The 17899-nt window shown below is 71.8% G+C and carries 19 protein-coding genes and 1 riboswitch; of the genes, 2 read left to right on the top strand and 17 right to left on the bottom strand.

The window, feature by feature from the left end; all coding sequences use genetic code 11:
* Positions 1 to 95: 95 nt before the first annotated feature.
* From AB0C27_RS33510 to AB0C27_RS33500, 3 genes are all read right to left on the bottom strand, one after another.
* Complete coding sequence (locus tag AB0C27_RS33510) at positions 96 to 1376, bottom strand: dicarboxylate/amino acid:cation symporter (protein WP_357852223.1); 1281 nt, start codon at positions 1374 to 1376, stop codon at positions 96 to 98.
* Between the two features lie 78 nt (positions 1377 to 1454).
* Complete coding sequence (locus tag AB0C27_RS33505) at positions 1455 to 1550, bottom strand: putative leader peptide (RefSeq protein ID WP_357852220.1); 96 nt, start codon at positions 1548 to 1550, stop codon at positions 1455 to 1457.
* Between the two features lie 44 nt (positions 1551 to 1594).
* The gene (locus AB0C27_RS33500) at positions 1595 to 2638 is read right to left on the bottom strand and encodes an LLM class F420-dependent oxidoreductase (RefSeq protein WP_357852217.1); all 1044 of its coding nucleotides are present in this window, start codon (positions 2636 to 2638) and stop codon (positions 1595 to 1597) included.
* 92 nt (positions 2639 to 2730) lie between these two features.
* Between AB0C27_RS33500 and AB0C27_RS33495 the strand changes: the two genes are divergently transcribed.
* Positions 2731 to 3618: an endonuclease/exonuclease/phosphatase family protein gene (locus AB0C27_RS33495; RefSeq protein WP_357852215.1), complete on the top strand. Its 888-nt coding sequence runs from the start codon at positions 2731 to 2733 to the stop codon at positions 3616 to 3618.
* Between the two features lie 94 nt (positions 3619 to 3712).
* On the opposite strand, the gene AB0C27_RS33490 is transcribed toward AB0C27_RS33495, so the two are convergent.
* The 4 genes from AB0C27_RS33490 to AB0C27_RS33475 are packed head-to-tail and all read right to left on the bottom strand — an operon-like array spanning position 3713 to position 7421.
* The gene (locus AB0C27_RS33490) at positions 3713 to 4297 is read right to left on the bottom strand and encodes a nucleotidyltransferase family protein (RefSeq protein ID WP_357852212.1); all 585 of its coding nucleotides are present in this window, start codon (positions 4295 to 4297) and stop codon (positions 3713 to 3715) included.
* Between the two features lie 20 nt (positions 4298 to 4317).
* The gene (locus AB0C27_RS33485) at positions 4318 to 5493 is read right to left on the bottom strand and encodes an XdhC/CoxI family protein (RefSeq protein ID WP_357852209.1); all 1176 of its coding nucleotides are present in this window, start codon (positions 5491 to 5493) and stop codon (positions 4318 to 4320) included.
* On the bottom strand, positions 5486 to 6562 hold the full coding sequence (locus AB0C27_RS33480) for a VWA domain-containing protein (protein WP_357852206.1): 1077 nt from the start codon (positions 6560 to 6562) through the stop codon (positions 5486 to 5488). Before AB0C27_RS33480 ends, AB0C27_RS33485 begins: the two co-directional genes overlap by 8 nt.
* A complete protein-coding gene (locus AB0C27_RS33475) occupies positions 6555 to 7421 on the bottom strand; it encodes a MoxR family ATPase (RefSeq protein WP_357852202.1) in 867 nt (288 codons plus the stop codon). The genes AB0C27_RS33480 and AB0C27_RS33475 overlap by 8 nt, the downstream gene beginning before the upstream one ends.
* 241 nt (positions 7422 to 7662) lie before the next feature.
* On the opposite strand from AB0C27_RS33475, the gene AB0C27_RS33470 reads away from it, so the two are divergent.
* On the top strand, positions 7663 to 7902 hold the full coding sequence (locus AB0C27_RS33470) for a hypothetical protein (RefSeq protein ID WP_357852199.1): 240 nt from the start codon (positions 7663 to 7665) through the stop codon (positions 7900 to 7902).
* A 49-nt stretch (positions 7903 to 7951) separates the two neighbouring features.
* Here the strand turns inward: AB0C27_RS33470 and AB0C27_RS33465 are convergent, their stop codons facing one another.
* From AB0C27_RS33465 to AB0C27_RS33420, 10 genes are all read right to left on the bottom strand, one after another.
* Complete coding sequence (locus AB0C27_RS33465; protein WP_357852196.1) at positions 7952 to 8410, bottom strand: PH domain-containing protein; 459 nt, start codon at positions 8408 to 8410, stop codon at positions 7952 to 7954.
* A gap of 19 nt (positions 8411 to 8429) precedes the next feature.
* Positions 8430 to 8897 carry a 6,7-dimethyl-8-ribityllumazine synthase gene (ribH, locus tag AB0C27_RS33460; protein ID WP_357852193.1) on the bottom strand — a complete coding sequence of 156 codons (468 nt, stop codon included), beginning with the start codon at positions 8895 to 8897 and terminating at the stop codon, positions 8430 to 8432.
* Positions 8898 to 8934: 37 nt separating this feature from the next.
* Entirely contained in the window at positions 8935 to 10152 is a 1218-nt protein-coding gene (locus tag AB0C27_RS33455) for a bifunctional 3,4-dihydroxy-2-butanone-4-phosphate synthase/GTP cyclohydrolase II (protein ID WP_357852190.1), read from the bottom strand.
* On the bottom strand, positions 10149 to 10811 hold the full coding sequence (locus AB0C27_RS33450) for a nicotinamide mononucleotide transporter family protein (RefSeq protein WP_357852187.1): 663 nt from the start codon (positions 10809 to 10811) through the stop codon (positions 10149 to 10151). Before AB0C27_RS33450 ends, AB0C27_RS33455 begins: the two co-directional genes overlap by 4 nt.
* Positions 10808 to 11398, bottom strand: coding sequence for a riboflavin synthase (locus tag AB0C27_RS33445; RefSeq protein ID WP_357852184.1), 591 nt, complete (start codon positions 11396 to 11398; stop codon positions 10808 to 10810). Before AB0C27_RS33445 ends, AB0C27_RS33450 begins: the two co-directional genes overlap by 4 nt.
* Positions 11398 to 12579 carry a bifunctional diaminohydroxyphosphoribosylaminopyrimidine deaminase/5-amino-6-(5-phosphoribosylamino)uracil reductase RibD gene (ribD, locus tag AB0C27_RS33440; protein ID WP_357852181.1) on the bottom strand — a complete coding sequence of 394 codons (1182 nt, stop codon included), beginning with the start codon at positions 12577 to 12579 and terminating at the stop codon, positions 11398 to 11400. Before ribD ends, AB0C27_RS33445 begins: the two co-directional genes overlap by 1 nt.
* 109 nt (positions 12580 to 12688) lie before the next feature.
* A riboswitch (FMN riboswitch) is annotated at positions 12689 to 12819 on the bottom strand.
* Positions 12820 to 12896: 77 nt separating this feature from the next.
* A complete protein-coding gene (locus AB0C27_RS33435; protein ID WP_357852178.1) occupies positions 12897 to 13706 on the bottom strand; it encodes an oxygenase MpaB family protein in 810 nt (269 codons plus the stop codon).
* 138 nt (positions 13707 to 13844) lie between these two features.
* A complete protein-coding gene (gene rpe / locus AB0C27_RS33430; RefSeq protein WP_357852176.1) occupies positions 13845 to 14507 on the bottom strand; it encodes a ribulose-phosphate 3-epimerase in 663 nt (220 codons plus the stop codon).
* A 129-nt stretch (positions 14508 to 14636) separates the two neighbouring features.
* Positions 14637 to 15614 (bottom strand): phosphatase PAP2 family protein, encoded by a 978-nt coding sequence (locus tag AB0C27_RS33425; RefSeq protein WP_357852173.1) that lies wholly within the window; start codon positions 15612 to 15614, stop codon positions 14637 to 14639.
* Between the two features lie 412 nt (positions 15615 to 16026).
* Positions 16027 to 17835, bottom strand: a complete 1809-nt coding sequence (locus AB0C27_RS33420) for a transcription antitermination factor NusB (RefSeq protein WP_357852170.1) — start codon at positions 17833 to 17835, stop codon at positions 16027 to 16029.
* Positions 17836 to 17899: the final 64 nt, after the last annotated feature.

Raw genomic sequence — 17899 nt, 5'->3', positions numbered from 1 at the left:
GTGAACTCCGCCCCCTCCCCTCGCGTGCTGAAACAGCCGTCAGGCCACCGTCATCAGGCCACCGTCATCAGGCCACCGTCATCAGGCCACCGTCATCAGGCCACGGCCGGCTGCGGGACGCGCGGCGCGGGCGCGTCGTCGAGCGACTGCGGCGGCGCGTTGAAGACCGCCGTGTCCAGGCGGCCCTCCGAGCGCGCCACCAGCACCGGCACCACCATCTGACCGGCCACGTTGGTCGCGGTGCGGATCATGTCGAGGATCGGGTCGATGGCCAGCAGCAGCCCGACGCCTTCCAGCGGCAGCCCCAGCGTGCTCAGGGTGAGCGTCAGCATGACGGTCGCGCCGGTCAGGCCCGCCGTCGCGGCCGAGCCGACCACCGACACGAACGCGATCAGCAGGTAGTCACCCACCCCGAGCTGCACCCCGAACACCTGCGCCACGAAGATCGCCGCCAGCGCCGGATACACCGAGGCGCAGCCGTCCATCTTGGTGGTCGCGCCGAACGGCACCGCGAAGGCGGCGTAGTCGCGGTCCACGCCGTTGCGCTCGATGGTGACCCGCTGCGTCAGCGGCAGCGTGCCGACCGACGAGCGGGAGACGAACGCCAGCTCGATCGCGGGCCAGGCGTTGCGGAAGAACGCGACCGGGCTGACCTTGCCCCACACCGCGAGCAGGGCCGGGTAGACGGCCAGCAGGACGATGAAGCAGCCGATGTAGACCCCGGCGCTGAACTTGGCCAGCGGCGCGAGCAGGTCCCATCCGTACGTGGACACGGCCTTGCCGATCAGCCCCGCCGTCCCGATGGGCGCCAGGCGGATGACCCACCACAGCGCCTTCTGCACCAGCTCAAGCACGGAGCGGGCGAGGCCCAGGAACGGCTCGGCCTTCTCGCCGACGGCCAGGGCCGCCGCGCCGAGCACAGCGCCGAGGAAGACGATCTGCAGGACGTTGAGCTCGGTGAAGGCGGTGACGATGTTCGTCGGGACGATGCCGGTGACGAAGTCGAGCCAGGTGCCGGCGTTCTCGGGGGCCTTGGCGGCACCGGTGTCGAGAGTGACGCCCTGGCCCGGGTTGATGACCAGGCCGAGTGCGATGCCGACGACGACGGCGATCAGCCCCGTGGCCAGGAACCAGAACAGCGTCTTGCCCGCCAGCCGGGCCGCGCCGCTGACATTGCGCAGGTTCGCCACGCTGACCAGCACGGCGGTGAAGACGAGGGGCGGCACGGCCAGCTTGAGGAGCTGGACGAAGATCTGGCCGACCCTGGTCAGGGTCTCGGTCAGCCAGGTCACGTCCCACGTTCTGGCGGCGAAGCCCAGTGCCACGCCGGCGACGAGGCCCAGCAGCAACTGCAGGGAGAAGGAGAATCTCTTCACGGAGGGGTACGACTTCCGGTGTGAGGGCATGCCGAGGGCACGCCCGGGTGAGGACATGGACGAACGCGGGCGGAGCGGTCAGTAACACATCGATCCGTGCAGGCGGCACAGATCGATGTGCAGCCGCTCCACGAGCCACACGATCACCAGGGAGAACCTCACGAGTCCCCACAACACCGGCAATTATGGCCGGATTCCCCCATTCGGGGTGATTCACCTCACTCTGCGGCGATCTCCTTGATCGTCTCGATCAGCCGCAGCCGCTCCTCGTGCGTCCGGCCCAGCGGCGTCACGTTGAGCGTGGTCACGCCCGACTCCTTCAGCGCCCGCACCCGGTCGCGCACGAAGCCCTCGGTGCCGATCAGCGACATCTTCTCCAGCAGCTCCGCCGGGACCTGCGCGGCCGCCTCCTCCTTCTTGCCCTCCAGGTAGAGGTCCTGGATCAGCTCGGCCTCCTTCTCGTAGCCGTAGCGCCTGGCCAGGTCGTTGTAGAAGTTCTTGCCCCTGGCGCCCATGCCGCCGATGTAGAGCGCCGCCATCGGCCGCCCGAACTCCAGCAGCCCCGCCACGTCGTCGCCGATCGCCAGCGACGCCTGCGCGATCACGTCCAGCTCGCCCAATTCGGGGTCGCGCCTGGCCTTGCCCGCGGCCAGGGCCGGGCCCCAGACGTCGGCCGCCTTCTCGGGCACGTAGAAGATCGGCTCCCAGCCCTCGGCCACCTCGGCGGTCAGCTCGACGTTCTTGGGCCCGATCGCGGCGACCACGATGGGGATGCGGGCGCGTACCGGATGGTTGATGAGCTTCAGCGGCTTGCCGAGCCCCGTGCCCTGGCCGGCGGGCAGCGGCACGGTGTAGTGGCGCCCTTCGAAGTTCACCCGCTCGCGCCGCCAGACCTGGCGGCAGATCTCGACGACCTCCCTGGTACGCCCGAGCGGCGCGGTGTACGGCACCCCGTGGAAGCCCTCGATCACCTGCGGCCCGGAGGCCCCCAGGCCGAGCGTGAAGCGCCCGTCGGAGACGTAGTCCAGGCCCGCCGCCGTCATGGCGAGCAGCGTCGGCGTGCGCGAGTAGATCGGCAGGATGCCGGAGGCGATCTGCAGCCGCTCGGTCTTCGCCGCGATGTAGCCCATCTGGCTGACGGCGTCGAACGAGTACGCCTCGGCCACGAAGACGATGTCGAGCCCGGCCTGCTCGTAGTCGGCCAGTTCGGCGACCGTCTCCTTGAAACCGCCCGAGTAATTGAGTGCCATCCCGATGCGCATGCCGGCTCCCGCCCAACCGAATGATGTTCTGTTATGCCGGGAACACTCTATCGTGTCGGCGTGGCGGACCGGGAGCCGCTAGCCTGGATCAAGTGCTGAGCCGGGTCGTCGTCGTCGTATCCGCCGTGGTGGCCGTGGCCCTGGCGGGTCATCAGCTCATCCCCGCGCTCGGCGGATTCACCCCTGTCATGGAGAGCCTGCTGCCCTGGCTGGGGCTGGCGGTGCCGGTGCTGCTGGCCGCCGCCGCCATGGCACGTTCCACCAGGGCCGCCGCCGCCGCGCTGGTGCCGGGGGTGGTGTGGGCGGTGATGTTCGGCTCCGCGCTGCTGCGCACCCCGCCCGGCGGGCCCAGCGACCTGACCGTCGGCACCGTCAACGTGGGCGTGCGCAACAGCGCCTCGGGCGAGGCCGTACGCGCGATCGCCAAGGACCTCGACGTCCTGGCCGCCCAGGAGCTGACCAGCGGCGGGCCCGCGGCCAAACAGCTCAACAAAATGTTCAAGTACCACTATCCGGTCAGCACGGTCGGCCTGTGGAGCCGCTACCCGATCAGCGACACCAAGCCGCTCGACGTCGGCATGGGCTGGCCGCGCGCCCTGCGGGCGGTCGTCTCCACGCCCAAGGGCAAGGTGACCGTCTACGTCATGCACCTGGCCTCGGCCAGGCCCGGCCACACCACCTCGCGTGACGCCTCACTGGCGCAGGCGCGCAAGCTCATCGACGCCGACCCGAGCAAGCGCATCCTGCTGCTCGGCGACCTCAACACCGCCACCACCGACCGGGGCATGCGCGGGCTGACACCGCCGCTGACCGACGCCCAGAGCGCGGCGGGCGACGGGTTCGGGTTCACCTGGCCGGCCGAGTTCCCGATCACCAGGCCGGACCACATCCTGTTCAAGGGCATGACCGCCACCGAGGCGGGCGTCGCCCCGGCGACCGGCAGCGACCACCGCGCCGCCATCGCCTCCCTGCGCCTCTGAACACGCCCCTGAGCACGTCTCTGAGTCGCCTCTGAGCGCCCATGCGGCGTCCGGGCGCGCACGAGGCCGGACGCACGGGCATCCGGGCGCCCGGCTAGGTGAGCGACGCCCCCGAGCGGCCGGCCGCCTGAGCGCCGGCCTTGCGCCGCAGCCGGTCCAGGTCCTGCGGGGTGTCGATGTCGGCGGGGTCGCCGTGCTCGTCGCAGGCCACCTCGGTGACCAGCTCGGGATGCGCCTTCATGAACGGCCGCGCCCCCACGTCGCCCCCCGCCAGCGCGGACACCTCGGCGAAGTGCTCACGGGCGATCAGCACCGGGTTCCTGCGCCGGCCCCCGTAGGTCGCGACCGCCAGCCCGGCGCCGGAGCCGATCAGCGCGCGTACCGCGCCCGGCCCGATCAGCGGCTGGTCCACCAGCGCCACCACCACCGACTCCGCCTCCTCCGGCAGCGCGGCCAGCCCCAGCCGCAGGGAGGAGCCCATGCCGGTGGCCCAGTCCGGGTTGCGTACCGTGACCGCGCCGCGCACCTGCACCGTGGCCGCGCCGAGCACGACAACGACCGGATGGCAGCCGCCCTCCTCCAGCAGCCGCACGCCGCGCTCCACCAGCCGCTCGCCCCCGAACTCGACCAGCGCCTTGGGCCGGCCCAGCCGGGTGCCCTCACCGGCGGCCAGCAGCATCCCAGCGACCCTGCCCGACCTCACGGCGCCTCGTGCCCGCTCTCGGGCCCGCTCTCGGGCCCGCTCTCGGGCCCGCTCTCGGGCCGGCCCTCGGACTGTGCCTCGGGCTGCATCTCGTGGTGGATGCGGCCATCCGTCACGGACAGCGGACGCCCCGAGCCGCCCCAGCGCAGCTGGATGAGCTCGGCGGCGATGGACACGGCCGTCTCCTCGGGCGTACGCGCGCCGAGGTCGAGGCCGATCGGCGAGCGCAGCCTGGCCAGCTCGGCCTCGGTGAGACCGGACTCGCGCAGCCGTTCGAGCCGGTCCTCGTGGGTGCGGCGGGACCCCATCGCGCCCACATAACCCGCGCCGGTACGCAGCGCCACCTCCAGCAGCGGCACGTCGAACTTGGGGTCATGGGTGAGCACGCAGATGACCGTGCGCTCGTCCACCCGCACCGAGGCCAGGTAGTCGTGCGGCCACTTGACCACGACCTCGTCGGCGTCGGGGAAACGCTTGGCGGTGGCGAAGATCGGCCGCGCGTCGCACACGGTGACGTGGTAGCCGAGGAACTTGCCCACCCTGGCCACCGCCGCGGCGAAGTCGATCGCCCCGAAGACCAGCATCCGCGGCGGCGGCGCGAACGAGTGCACGAACACCGCCAGGTCGTCCAGCCGCCGCTCCCCCTGCCCCCCGTAGTGGCGCAGCCCGGTCAGCCCCTGGGCGAGCATGCCGCGGGCGTCGTCGTCCACGGCCTCGTCGAGCCGGTCCAGGCCCAGCGTGCCCACGGAGCGGTCGGTCCAGATGATCCGGCGCGCGCCCACCCGGCCGGGGCCGGAGACGATCGTGGCCACCGCGACCGGCTGGTGCGCCTCCACCGACGCCGCGATCTCCCCCAGCTCGGGGAACGTCTCCAGCGACACGGGCTCGACCAGGATGTCGATGATGCCGCCGCAGGTCAGGCCGACGGCGAACGCGTCGTCGTCGCTCACCCCGTACCGCTGCAGCACGGGGGTGTCGATCTCGGCGGCCAGCTCGAACACCGCGCCCTCGACGCATCCGCCGGACACGCTGCCGACCACCTCGTCGCCGCGCACCGCCATGGACGCCCCCGGCTGCCTGGGCGCGCTGCTCCACGTGCCCACCACCGTGGCCAGGCCGAACTTGAGCCCCGACCGCCACCACTTCATGATCTCCGGCAGCACGTCACGCATGGGCGAGCCTTTCGCTGAGTCGTTCGTAGGCGGCCAGGCTGTGCCCGGCCACCAGGTCGTCGAGATGGGGCAGCGCCGCGCGCATGCCGCCGGTGAGCGGCTGGTAGTCCGCGTACCCCTTGTGCGGGTTGACCCAGATCACCTTGTACGCCTGCCTGGCCAGCCGGGCCATCTGGGCGCCCAGCAGCTCGGGATCGCCGCGTTCCCACCCGTCCGAGGCGATCACCGCGATCGCGCCCCTGGCGCTGTAACGGGCGAGGAATTCCTTGAGTTCCGCGCCCAGCCGGGTGCCGCCGCTCCAGTCGGGGATGACCTTGGACGCCTCGTTCAGCGCGGTGCCGGGGTCGCGGTGGCGCAGCTCGGCCGTGATCGGGGTGAGCCTGGTGCCGACCGAGTAGACCCTGGTGAACCTGGGCTCGCTCCTGACCAGCGCGTGGGCGAAGCGCAGCAGCGTCTCGGCGTACGGGGCCATGGAGCCGCTGACGTCCACCAGCAGCACGACCGTGCGCGGCTTGGAGGTGTGCCTGCGGTGGCGGAGCCTGGCCACCTCGCCCTTCCTGAGCGCGTCGCGGATCGTACGGCGCTGGTCGAGCACTCCCCTGTGGGCGCTCTCGAAGCGGCGCGAGCGCCGCCGGGCCCGGCCGCCCTTCAGCATGGCCAGCATGCGATGCACCTCGGCCCGTTCTGCCTCGCTCAGCCTGGCCACGTCACGATGGCGCAGCACCTCCATGCGGCTCGCGGTCGCCGGGGCCGTCGTGCCGTCGTCCTCGCCCGTCTCGCCGTCGCCGTCGCGCGCGGCCAGGTGGCGGGTGACGCTCGTGACCGTCGTACGCGCCGGCGTGGCCCGTTGCCCGCCGAAGTAGGCGGCGAAGCAGCGGTCGTAGCGGGGCAGGTCGTCGGGCGTGGCGCAGAGCGTCAGCCGCCCGGCCCAGTAGACCTCGCCGGGGTCGTCCACGTCGAGGTGGCCGAGGGCGCGCAGCAGGTTCTGGGTCCGCTCGTGATCGGCCGCGACGCCCGCCGCGCGCAGTGTCCTGGCGAACCCCGTCATGGTGGCGGCCAGCTCATTCATGGGAGAGCAGCCCGTTGCCGAGCACCGCCGCGACGTCCTCCCGGTACTTCAGCGCCGCGCCGAGCGTGGCGGCGGCCCGGTCGGGGTCGAGCTCCTTGGCGCCCAGCGTCAGCAGCGCCTCGGTCCAGTCGAGCGTCTCGGCCACCCCCGGCGGCTTGACCAGGTCGGCCCGCCGCAACCGTTCGGCCGCCCGCGCCACCTGGGCCGCCAGCGTCTCGGTGCACTCGGGCAGGCGGCGCAGCAGGATGGCGACCTCGCGCTCGAAGCTCGGGTGCTCCAGCCAGTGGTAGAGGCAGCGGCGCTTGAGCGCGTCGTGCACCTCGCGGGTCCTGTTGGAGGTGACCACGACCACCGGCGGCGTGCTCGCCTTCACCGTGCCCAGCTCGGGGATGGAGATCGTGAAGTCGGAGAGCACCTCCAGCAGGAACGCCTCGAACTCGTCGTCGGCCCGGTCGATCTCGTCCACGAGCAGCACACTGGGCTGCGTCTCGACCGCCTTCAGCAGCGGCCTGGCGATGAGGAACCGGCGGTCGTAGATCTCGCCCTCCAGCCTGGCCACGTCGGTGATCCCGGCGGCCTCGGCGGCCTTGAGGTGGAGGAGCTGGCGGGCGAAGTCCCAGTCGTACAGGGCCTGGGCCGCGTCCAGGCCCTCGTAGCACTGGAGCCTGATCAGCGGCGCGTCCAGCAGTGCGGCGAGGGTCTTGGCCAGCTCCGTCTTCCCGACCCCCGCCTCGCCTTCGAGGAAGAGCGGCCGTCCCATGCGCAACGCCAGGAAGGCCGCCGTGGCCAGGCCTTCGTCTGCCAGGTAGGCGTGCCGGTCGAGGAGCTCGATGAGCTTGTCCGGCGACTCGATGTCCATTGTCCTGATTGTCCGCCGCAGCACCCCTTCAGGCTACGTCCACACGCGGTCTTGCGATATTCACCCGCGTATCGACCCGGAGTGACCGTCACGAACTGTAAGCTTCTGCTCACCGAACGAAGGGACGACAAGGCATGCCCCCGAGCCTTGCGCACGACATACCGATGGAAGAGCTCCGCCGCGGCCCGGACTTCGGCGTCGAGTCGCCGGCCCGGACGCAGATCGGTGAGGATTGATGCTGATGCAGCTCAGTACGCCCGAGCCCTGGGACAGACCCGTGTCACCGGAGGCCAGGCAGCGGAGCAAGATAACCGCGGCGCGGCGGGCGATCGACGTCGCCCTGCAGACCCGCTTCCTGTGGATCAGCCGGGAGAGGCGCGAGGCCATCTTCTCCTGCGAGGACCTCGACGACCTACAGCACCTGCTCATCCGCATCCTCACCGTCGACACGGTGGACGAGCTCTTCCCCGAACCGGGCTAGGCCGACCCTCGGGTGCCTCCCCGGATCAGGGCCGTCTCGCGGCTCCGGATCAGGGCCCTTCCTCCCGCGCCTCCCCGCGCTCCCGGATCAGGGCCCTCAGCTCGGCCAGGGCCTGACGGGCGCGCTCCTTCTCCGAGCCCTGGATGCCCATGGCCCCGACGGTGTGGCCGTCGGAGAAGTCGATCTTCGGCCACGGATCACCCACCACCATCGTGACCTCCAGCGCCTCAGGCCACGTGTAACGGTGGGTGCGGACGGCGTTGACGATCGTCAGGCCCTTCTCGTCGGCCTCCACCCGCACCCGGCCCAGCAGATGGAGCACGTACGCCACCGCGCATCCGAACGCCACGATCGCCACCCGGTCGGGCAGCTGGAACGGCGGCGCGATGAGGACGGCCATCACCACCGCCCCCAGCACGATCACGACGGCGAAGCCGTAGGCGACGAGGCGCCCCCGGCGCGGGCGCCAGGTGACGGGCAGGGGCGGCGGGGACACGGGCTCTGACACGAGGGAAACCTACCGTAGATCAGGCCAGGTCCCTCAGGAGGAGGGCGGTCTCAAGCGCGGCGACGGCCGACTCGTACCCCTTGTCCTCCTTGCTGCCCGGCAGGCCCGAGCGGTCGAGCGCCTGGTCCATCGTCTCGCAGGTGAGCACGCCGTTGCCGACCGGTGTCCGTTCGTCGAGCGAGATCCGGGTCAGGCCGGCCGTCACCGAGTCGCAGACGTAGTCGAAGTGGGCGGTCTCGCCGCGGATGACCGCGCCCAGCGCCACCACCGCGTCACAGCGGCGGGCCAGCGCCTGGGCGACCACCGGGATCTCCAGCGAGCCCGGCACGCGTACGACCGTGGCCGTCGCGCCGCTGTCGGCGCACGCCTGCACGGCGCGTGACACCAGCTGGTCGGTGATCTTGGCGTGCCAGCTCGCCGCCACCACGCCCACCGTCAGCCCCGACGCGTCGGGCGCCGAGGCGCCCGGCCGTCCTTCCCCGCTCATATCTCCCCCTTCAGCCGTAGCCGGTTGTCTGCCCTGGTCACGATGCCTCCGAGATGTCGTGGCCGAGGCGGTCGCGCTTGGCCCTGAGGTAACGCTCGTTGTACGGGTTCATCGCCACGGGCATGGGCTCGCGGCCGAGGACCTTGATGCCGTAGCCGTCCATGCCCTTGAGCTTGGCCGGGTTGTTGGTCAGCAGCCGTACCGACTTGACGCCGAGGTCGGCCAGGATCTGGCCCGCGTTGGAGAACTCCCGCGCGTCCACCGGCAGCCCCAGCTCGACGTTGGCGTCCACGGTGTCGCTGCCGTTGTCCTGGAGGCTGTAGGCGCGCAGCTTGGCCAGCAGCCCGATGCCCCGCCCCTCGTGGCCGCGCAGGTAGACGATCACGCCGCGGCCCTCCTGGGCGATGGCCGACATGGCGTGGTCGAGCTGCACCCCGCAGTCGCAGCGCAGCGAGCCGAACACGTCGCCGGTCAGGCATTCGGAGTGGGCCCGCACCAGGATGTTCTCGCCGCCAGCCAGGTCGCCGAAGACGAGCGCGACGTGCTCGCCGCCGTCGAGCGCGCTGGCGTAGCCGAAGGCCCGCCACATCCCGTACGCGTTGGGCAGCCGCGTCTCGGCGACCCGCGTCACCATGCTCTCGGCCCGCCGCCGGTAGTCGACGAGCTGCTCGATGGACACCAGCGCCAGATCGTGCTCGTCGGCGAAGCGGCGCAGCTCGGGCAGCCTGGCCATGGTGCCGTCGTCGTTGACGACCTCGGCCAGCGCCCCCGCCGACGACAGCCCGGCCAGCCTGGCCAGGTCGACGGCCGCCTCGGTGTGGCCGCGCCGGGCCAGCACGCCGCCCTCGTGGTAACGCAGCGGGAAGACGTGGCCTGGGCGGACGAGCTCGTTGGGCTCGGTGGCCGAGTCGGCGAGCGTGCGGATCGTCTTCGCCCGGTCGGCCGCGGAGATGCCCGTGGTGACGCCGTCGCGGGCGTCCACGGTGATCGTGTACGCCGTGCGCATGCGCTCCTTGTTGTGGAACACCATGAGCGGCAGGCCGAGCCGGTCGAGCTCCTTACCGTCCATGGCCACGCAGATCATGCCGCTGGTGTGCCTGATCGTGAACGTGCACAGCTCGGGCGTGGCCTTGGCCGCGGCGAAGATGAGGTCGCCTTCGTTCTCCCTGTTCTCGTCGTCGACGACCACCACGGGCTTGCCGGCCCGGATGTCCTCGATCGCGCGCTCGATCGGGTCGAGCGTGATGCCGCTCACTGTGCCACCGCCATTTCCCCCAGTGGCGCGGAACGGTATTCGCGCAGCCACTTCACGAACCCGACCAGCACCAGGACGAAGAAGATGCCGTACACGTAGCCGGAGACCACCAGTCCCGAGCTGAACGCGAGCGGCACCCCGACCAGGTCCACGGCCACCCACACGATCCAGAAGTCCACCAGCGCCCTGCCCTGCGCCCAGGTCGCCAGCGCGCTGCCGACGAAGATGTAGGCGTCGGCGGCCACCAGGAAGGCGCCCTTCGGCAGCGGCTCGTGCGCGCCCCACGACAGGCCGGTCACGAAGAACAGCACGCCCACCGCGGCGGTGCCCAGCACCATGAGGCCGATCAGGGTCAGCCGCTCCCACGGCCTGGCGGGCCTGACGGCCAGCTTTTTACCGTCCTGGGTGCCGCGCCGCCACGCCCACCAGCCGTAGACCGCCAGCCCCGCGAACAACGCCTGCTTGAGCGCGTTACCGGTGATGTGCGCGTTGATCGAGGCGATGAACAGCAGCACCGAGCCGGTGAACTGCACCGGCCACGTCCACATCGACCTGCGCATGGCCAGCAGGACCGTCGACAGGGCGGCGATGTTGCCGACCAGGTCGGTCCAGAGCACATGGGTGCCGAATATCTTGAATCCGGCCTCGGCCCAGTTCACTGCCTGACCACCAGCCTCTCCACATACTTCGCGATCACGTCGACCTCGATGTTCACCATGTCTCCCACCTGGCGTTCGGCCATGGTGGTGAGCTTCAGCGTGGTCGGGATGAGACTCACGCCGAAGCTTTCGTCGTCAACCGTGGTGACCGTCAGGCTGATTCCGTCGATCGCGATCGAGCCCTTCTCCGCGACGTAGCGGCTCAGCGCGGGCGACAGGGAGAAGCGCAGGTCGTCCCAGCTCTCGCCGGGGTCGCGCGACAACAGCACGGCGGTTCCGTCCACGTGGCCCTGCACGATGTGGCCGCCGAGGCGCTGGTCGGCGCGTACGGCCCGCTCCAGGTTCACCGCGGAGCCCTCGGTGAGGGCGCCGAGCGAGCTGCGTTCGAGCGACTCCTTGATCACGTCCACGGTGAACACGTCGCCCGCGACCTCCACGACCGTGAGGCACACGCCGTTGACGGCGATCGAGTCGCCGTGTTTCGCGTCGGAGGTGACGACCGGGCCGCGCACCGACAGCAGGGCTCCTCCGCCCTCCTGCCTGATCGCCACCACTTCGCCCAGTTCCTCGATGATTCCGGTGAACATCACTTCTCCCTGCCTGGTTGGGGGTTGGGCCGGGCGATCAGCCTTATGTCCGGCCCTATCTGGGAAATTTCGTCAAATGTCAGGCGATGCGACTCGCCGATCGTGCGCACTCCCGCGCCGCCGAGCGCCGCCCGCCCGGAGCCGAGCAGCGCCGGCGCCACGTACGCCACCACCCGATCGACCAGGCCCTGCCCGACGAACGAGCCGGCCAGCGTCGGCCCGCCCTCCAGGAAGACGCTCACGACGCCGCGCGCGGCCAGCTCACGCAGCAGGACCTCCAGGTCCAGGCCGGCGCCGCGGCGCGGCACTCGGATCAGGTCGACATCGCCGCGCGGCGGGTCGCTCTCGCGGTCCGGCGCGAGCTGCGGGCCGGTTGCGTGGCGCGGCGCGCGCAGCAGATCGGCCTCGATGCCGGTACGGGCGTCGTCGGCGACGGCGACGAGCGTGGGCGCCTGGCCGTCGAGGACCCGGGCGGACGGGGGCGTCCTGCCGTCGGGATCGACCACCACCCGCAGCGGCGCGCGCCCCTCGGCAGCCTGGCCGGCGGGACGGGCCGTGAGCAGGGGGTCGTCGGCGAGGACGGTGCCGATGCCCGCGACGATCGCGTCGGCGGCGGCCCGCAGCCGGTGCACGTCGGCCCTGGCCTCAGGGGAGGTGATCCACTGGCTGGTGCCGTCCTCGGCCGCCGACCTGCCGTCGAGCGTCGCGGCGAACTTCCAGGTCACGTGGGGCCGTCCGAGCCGCGCGTACGTCAGCCACTCCTCGTTGACCCGCTCGGCCCGCTCGGTCAGCACCCCGAAGGTGACCTCGACGCCGTGGGCACGCAGCCGGGCCGCGCCGCCGGCGGCCTTGGGGGTGGGATCGGGGACGGCGACGACCACGCGGGCCACCCCGGCGTCGAGGAGGGCGAGGCTGCACGGCCCGGTGCGGCCGGTGTGGTCGCAGGGTTCGAGGGTGACGTAGGCGGTGCCGCCCTTGGCCCGCTCGCCGGCCCGCTCCAGCGCGACGATCTCGGCGTGGGGGCCGCCCGCGTACGCGTGGAAGCCCTCGCCGGCGACCTGGCCCGCGGAGTCGAGCACGACGCAGCCCACGACAGGGTTGGGGCTGGTGGTGCCGTGTCCGCGCCCGGCCAGCTCGACGGCCCGCGCCATGGGGGCGACGTCTTCGGCGGATATCTCCACCCGGGTCTCCTACTCGCCAGTAGCTCAAAGCCATGGCGGGCCCCGGGGGATCTCGCCGCGGCGCAACCTCGTGCACCACGGCAGGTGCCCGGCTGGGACGCCGGACACCTCGCGCGCTTCCTCCCATCCGGACTTTAACCGTCGGTCCCGGAATTTCACCGAGTCAACCGGCCGATGGCATCGGCCGGGTCGCGGACTGTCACCGCCGGTTCGGAATTTCACCGACCCCGGAGCACGCTAGCTCTCTTTCGGCCTCCAGTCTGCCATGCCCGTTATGGGAAGCGCGACCGCCCCCGTCTATTTGACCAAGCGCTCGTTCAAGCAGCCATGAGCCGGTGCGCGCGCCGCGCCGCCGGGCTGTAGCGGACGTGCCCGGGGACCAGGCCGAGCCCGGTGTGCAGCGTGCGCAGCGTCGCTGTGGCCCACAGGTCGCCGACCGGCGTCGCGGGCAGGCCGTAGAGCCGGCGCGCCCAGCGCGGCAGCGTGGCGAACGCGAGCAGGGTCAGCGCGGGCATGGCGGGCTTGAGCGGGGTCAGCAGGCGCGGGAGGGGCGCGTTGAGCGACAGCCGCAGCGGATGGGCCGCCTCGGGGACGAAGCGCAGCCCCGGGCGTTCGGCGTCGATGTATTCGCGCAACTCGGCGACCGAGCCGGGCACGTCGTCCGGGTCGAGGCCCACCACCTCGGCCGCCCTCCGCCACTCGGCGACGAACGTGTCGGCCTCGTCGTCCGACAGGCGCACCCCGGCGCGGCGGGCCACCGACAGGTAGGAGTCGACCTCGCCCACGTGCACCCACCGCAGCGCGTCGGGCTCGTCGAGACGGAACCTGCGGCCGGTGTCGGGGTCGTAGGCGGTCAGCGTGGCGTGGATCTTGCGTACACGGCGGCCGGCCCGCTCGACCTCGGCCATGGTGCCGTAGGTGCGCACACGGACGAACTCGGTCGTCCGTACGAATCGTGACCAGGACTCGTGCGGGTCCATGAGCGCGGAGTTCTGCAGGACGCCGCGCATCGCCCGCGGATGCAGCCCCTGCATCAGCAGCGCGCGGAAGCCGCCCACCAGCAGGATCGGCTCACCCATCACCCGCCACGTCACCGAGCGGGGCCCGAAGATGCCATGGTCGCTCATAAGTGAAGAGTTACCCAGCTAACGCCCGCTTCATGTCACATCTCCCAGTCCCGGCTTCCTGCCACGAAGCGAAACAAACGGACGGAAGGTGGAAGGACCATGGTCACGAAGTGGCGCGAACCACTGCCACGAGCGCTGTCACAAAGTGGCGCGAATGGCCGCGGCGCGGAGCTCGTCGATGGCGACCACCGGGTCGGAGGCCCCGTAGACGGCGCTGCCCGCCACGAACACGTCGGCGCCCGCCGAGGCGCAGCGCTCGATCGTGCCGGCGTCCACACCACCGTCGACCTGCAGCCAGACCCTGCCGCCGTGCCGGCCGATGAGCTCATGCGCCCGCCGGATCTTCGGCAGCACCACGTCGAGGAACTTCTGCCCGCCGAACCCCGGCTCCACGGTCATCAGCAGCAGCATGTCGACCTCGTCCAGCAGGTCTTCGTACGGCTCCACGGGGGTCGCCGGGTTGAGCGCGAGCCCTGACCTGGCGCCGAGTGCGCGGATCTCCCGCAGCGTACGGATGGGCGCCTTGGCCGCCTCCGCGTGAATCGTCACACTGCCCGCCCCCGCCTCCGCGTACTGCGGCGCCCAGCGGTCGGGGTCGGCGATCATGAGGTGACAGTCGAGCGGGGTGTCGGTCGCCTTGCGCAGCGCCTCGACCACGGGCAGCCCGAGGGTCAGGTTGGGCACGAAGTGGTAGTCCATGACATCGACGTGCAGCCAGTCGGCATTCGGCACGGCGGCGGCCTCATCGGCGAGCCTGGCGAAGTCGGCGGCGAGGATGCTGGGCGAGATCTGTACGGCCATGATGGCCCAGTGTATTGAAAATCCCCACGTCCCCGGCCCGCTCGTCCACCCCCGCACGACCACGAGCGACCTTGGGCCGCCCGCACCTGCCACGGTCGGTCCCCAGGGGCCATCTCCCCCGGGGCCATCTCAGCGGGTGGCCTTCTCCCTTGTGGGGCGCGACATGAGCCCGAGCCTGATGAACAGCACAGGCGCGCCCACCTGCACCCATAGGGCCAGCAGCGCGTACCCGACGTACGTGGCCACCGCACCGCCCGGCAGCAGTTCGCGGCCGGCGTACCAGATGGCCACCGCCACGACCGTGCCGAGCGCCCAGCGAGCGGCGCGCAACCGCAGCGGGCCGCCCGCGTCGAACCAGCCGAGCCGGTACATGATCGACGTCCCGGCCAGCGTGCCCAGCAGCACGCCCGCCATGATGACGATCGGCTCCAGACTCTCGGGATCGATCACGCCGGCCGAGCTCCAGCTACGCGGCACGACCCATCCGGCGTACGGCGCGTTGGCCAGCGCGGCGGCGCCGATCAGCGCGGCGGACAGCCCCGCCGAGGCGACGAGCTGCGCCCACAGCGGAAGGCCGTGCCACCAGCGCGTGGCGGGCCGCTCCATCCGGTTCGCCACGAGCAGGACGACCAGCCCCAGCAACACCCCGGCCACCACGTCGGAGATGAAGTGCACGCCCAGATACACCCTGCTCAGACACACCAGCGCGATCAACGACCCCGCCGCCCACCACGCCCACGGCCGTCCCACCTCGGAGGCGAGCCGGCCCAGGCCCGCGGTGCCGTTCTGGGCATGCCCAGACGGCAGCCCGAACGCCCCCTCGACCGACAGCGGCTGAACCCTGGCGTCGATCCAGTACGGCCTGGGCTGGTGCGCGGCCAGCTTGCCGATCATGTTCGTGGCGGCGGCCAGCAGAACCACGAGCCCGAGCCGCAGACCCAGCGCCGGGCTCACGCACCAGTAGAGCACCGGCAGGCAGAGCAGGAAGAACGTGTCCGTGCCGAACACCGACACCAGCTCCAGCACGGGGCGCACGGCGTCGGGCAAGCCCTGAAGCCAGATGATCGGCCCCAGCTCCGCCAGGTGAAGGTCATCGAGGAGATCCACGCCGTCGATCGGACCACACGCCCCTTCCACCACGCCAGACAACGCACCCACCGATCACAACCCCGCACCGCTGCCCGTCATCCGCCCACCGAACCCTGACACGACCCCACCCCGACACCCCCACCCCACGCGACGGTCACCCAAGCCGCATCCCACACCCGGCGTCGAGTCACGGCACGTCCGGTCAACTGATCCACCAACGGTCCCAGCCCGGCACTTCGCCCCCACCCTCGCCAGCACGCACGTCCTCGCGCGTCAGCCAAGCACAGCCGACACCAACGTCCCGCACGCCTGGAGTCGCGCCCCTGTCTCCGCCCCAGCACCTCTGGCCCGAACCGATGGGGTGCTCGATCGTGTCGCTCCGGAACGGCCGCCTGTGTTCCCTCGTTGGGACGGCGGCTACGAGGATGGGTTAGGGGCGTTTGCGCAGGAGGGCCAGGAACATGGCGTCGGTGCCGTGGCGGTGGGGCCAGAACTGGGCGTGCGGCCCGTCGCCGAGCCTGTCCACCTCGGGCAGGTAAGCGCGGGCGTCGAGCTGTTCGACATCGTCTCTGCGGGCCAGGACGTCACCGATCACGACCCGGGTCTCGGCCAGGTGCGGGGAGCAGGTGACGTACGCGACGACACCGCCTGGGCGCACCGCGTCGAGCGCCGTCTGAAGCAGGCTCCGCTGCAGCTTGCCCAGGTCGGCGATGCCGGCGGGGTCGCGGCGCCAGCGCGCCTCGGGCCGCCGCCGCAGCGCGCCGAGCCCGGTGCAGGGGGCGTCGAGCATGACCCGGTCGAACACGCCGGGCCGCCACGCGGGCTCGGTGCCGTCGGCGGTGACGACCGTCGCGTCCCTGGTCGTCTCCCACACCAGCCGCGCCCGGTGATACTGCACGTCAGCAGCCAGCACCCGCGCCCCACCGGGAAACGCCTCCCCCAGCCCCTCACCCGAACCCGAACCAACGCCCACATCCGAACCTGAGCCAACGCCCGAGCCAGAGCCCACGCCCGAAGCCGAGCCAACACCCGTACCGGAGTCCACGCCCGAACCCGCGCCGGCGCCATCCTCCGTGCGCGCGGCATCGCCAACGCGGGACTCGGCGTCCAGGCCGGCCAGGTCGCCGTGGACGGCGATGGCGTCCAGGAGGCCGGCCTTGCCTCCGGGGCCGGCGCACATGTCGAGCCACACCTCGTCGCCGTCCCCGTCGAGCGGCACCCTGGTCAGGGCGAGCGCGACCAGCTGGCTGGCCTCGTCCTGGACGGCGGCGCGGGTCTCGGCCACCGCCTCGATCTGACCGGGGTCGCCTTCGCGCAGGTAGGCGGCGTACGGCGAGTAGCGCCCAGGCAGGGCGCCCGAATCTTCGAGCTCCGCCACCGAGCTGCGCCCCGGCCGCGCCACGAGCGTCACCAGGGGCCTGGCGTTGTCGGCGGCGAGCAGGTCGGCCAGTTCGTCACCGGGACCCAGCACGTCGCGGAAGGCGGAGACGATCCACCGGGGATGGCCGTGGGCGACGGCGAGGTGGCCGACGGGGTCGTCGGACGGGTCGGGCGCGACGATGGGTATCCATTCCTCGATCGTCCTCGACGCGATCTTGCGCAGCACCGCGTTGACGAACTTGGCCGCCCCCTGGCCGATGCGCAGGCGTACGAGGTCGACGGTGGTGCCGACTGCGGCGTGCGGCGGGACGCGCATGCGCAGGAGCTGGTGGGCGCCGAGCCGCAGCGCGTCGCGCACGTCGGGGTCGGGCTCGCGGTCGCTGCACATCTCGATGACCGCGTCGTAGGTGCCGAGCCCGCGCAGCGTCCCGTAGGCGAGCTCGGTCGCCAGCGCGGCGTCGCGCCCCTTGATGCCGCGCTCGCGCAGGAGGCGCGGCAGGAGCAGGTTGGCGTACGCGTCACGCTCGTCGACGGCGCGCACGACGTCGAAGGCGGCGTTGCGCGCCGGGTCACGGGCGGGCCTGCGCTGCCGTCCCGCGCGGTCCCCCCCGCCACCCGAACCGCCGCTCCTGCCGCCACCCGTGTTGCCGCGCCTGTCGCCGCCCGTATTGCCACTCGTGTTGCCGCTCCTGCCACCGCCCGAACCACCGCCCGAGCCACTGCTCCTGCCGCCGCCCGAGCCGCTGCTTCTGCCGCCACCCGTATAGCCGCCTCGGCCGCCGCCGGAGCCGCCGCCACCCGTGTAGCCGCCACCGGACCCGCCCGTGCCGCCGGATCCCTGGCTCCCCCTGGCCCTCATCACGTCGAACTCTCATCCAGGCCCGGACGGGCGGCCATCCGGACGCGTACGGCCCGCTTCCAGC

This window comes from Nonomuraea sp. NPDC048882, assembly GCF_040649755.1.
GTDB classification, from domain to species: domain Bacteria; phylum Actinomycetota; class Actinomycetes; order Streptosporangiales; family Streptosporangiaceae; genus Nonomuraea; species Nonomuraea maheshkhaliensis.
This window is presented reverse-complemented; position numbering and strand designations above follow the sequence as displayed.

Coding starts and splice junctions, on each gene's coding strand:
- AB0C27_RS33500 (WP_357852217.1), bottom strand. CDS start 2,638: ATGCGCATCGGGATGGCACTCAATTACTCGGGCGGTTTCAAGGAGACG.
- AB0C27_RS33490 (WP_357852212.1), bottom strand. CDS start 4,297: ATGCTGCTGGCCGCCGGTGAGGGCACCCGGCTGGGCCGGCCCAAGGCG.
- AB0C27_RS33485 (WP_357852209.1), bottom strand. CDS start 5,493: ATGCGTGACGTGCTGCCGGAGATCATGAAGTGGTGGCGGTCGGGGCTC.
- AB0C27_RS33480 (WP_357852206.1), bottom strand. CDS start 6,562: ATGAATGAGCTGGCCGCCACCATGACGGGGTTCGCCAGGACACTGCGC.
- AB0C27_RS33475 (WP_357852202.1), bottom strand. CDS start 7,421: ATGGACATCGAGTCGCCGGACAAGCTCATCGAGCTCCTCGACCGGCAC.
- AB0C27_RS33470 (WP_357852199.1), top strand. CDS start 7,663: ATGCAGCTCAGTACGCCCGAGCCCTGGGACAGACCCGTGTCACCGGAG.
- ribH (WP_357852193.1), bottom strand. CDS start 8,897: ATGAGCGGGGAAGGACGGCCGGGCGCCTCGGCGCCCGACGCGTCGGGG.
- AB0C27_RS33445 (WP_357852184.1), bottom strand. CDS start 11,398: ATGTTCACCGGAATCATCGAGGAACTGGGCGAAGTGGTGGCGATCAGG.
- AB0C27_RS33435 (WP_357852178.1), bottom strand. CDS start 13,706: ATGAGCGACCATGGCATCTTCGGGCCCCGCTCGGTGACGTGGCGGGTG.
- rpe (WP_357852176.1), bottom strand. CDS start 14,507: ATGGCCGTACAGATCTCGCCCAGCATCCTCGCCGCCGACTTCGCCAGG.
- AB0C27_RS33420 (WP_357852170.1), bottom strand. CDS start 17,835: ATGAGGGCCAGGGGGAGCCAGGGATCCGGCGGCACGGGCGGGTCCGGT.